The organism is Halovulum sp. GXIMD14793, from assembly GCF_054457435.1.
The window spans coordinates 1-658 of sequence record NZ_JBTLNE010000135.1; the positions used below are offsets into that span (position 1 = coordinate 1).

The 658-nt window shown below is 50.8% G+C and carries 1 protein-coding gene; it reads left to right on the plus strand.

Annotated elements, in window-relative coordinates; all coding sequences use genetic code 11:
• Positions 1 to 76: 76 nt before the first annotated feature.
• The coding region (locus tag ACW9UQ_RS18710) for an IS6 family transposase (RefSeq protein WP_458932490.1) at positions 77 to 658 on the plus strand (582 nt) is incomplete at its 3' end.

Below are 658 nucleotides of genomic sequence, written 5' to 3' on the forward strand. Positions count from 1 at the left end.
GGTTCTGTCGCAAATTTTTCAGTTCGCTGTTGATTTTCGTTTCTGTTATGCCCTCTGCAAAAAAAAGGCAGGCGAAATGGCTATCAATTTCAAAGGGGCGCATTACCCTAAAAGCGTGATCCTATATGCAGTGTTTTTCTACGTCCGATACGCCGTTTCCTATCGTGATCTGGAAGGGATTATGGCTGAGCGCGGCGTCACAATCGACCACGCCACGTTGAACCGGTGGGTGGTGAAATATGCGCCGCTCGTTGCTGCGAAAGCCCGGAAAAACAAGCGGTCCACGGCAGTTTCGTGGCGGATGGACGAAACTTATATCAAGGCCAAAGGAGAGTGGACCTGTCCTTACCGCGCCGTCGATCGTGACGGTCAAACTCTTGATTTTATGCTCTCAAATCGACGTGATACCGCTGCTGCGCGGCGGTTTTTCAAGCAAGCCATCAAGACAAATGGCGTTCCTGATCGGGTTGCTATCGATAAAAGTGGGGCCAATCTGGCGGGCCTTCAGGCGGTCAATGTGATCCACAAAGTCACCGGTGAAAGGCGACTGATCGGGATTATGCAGAGTAAGTATCTAAACAACATCGTCGAGCAGGATCATCGTTTTATCAAGCGGATGACACGGCCGATGCTGGGCTTTAAAGCCTTTCACTCTGCC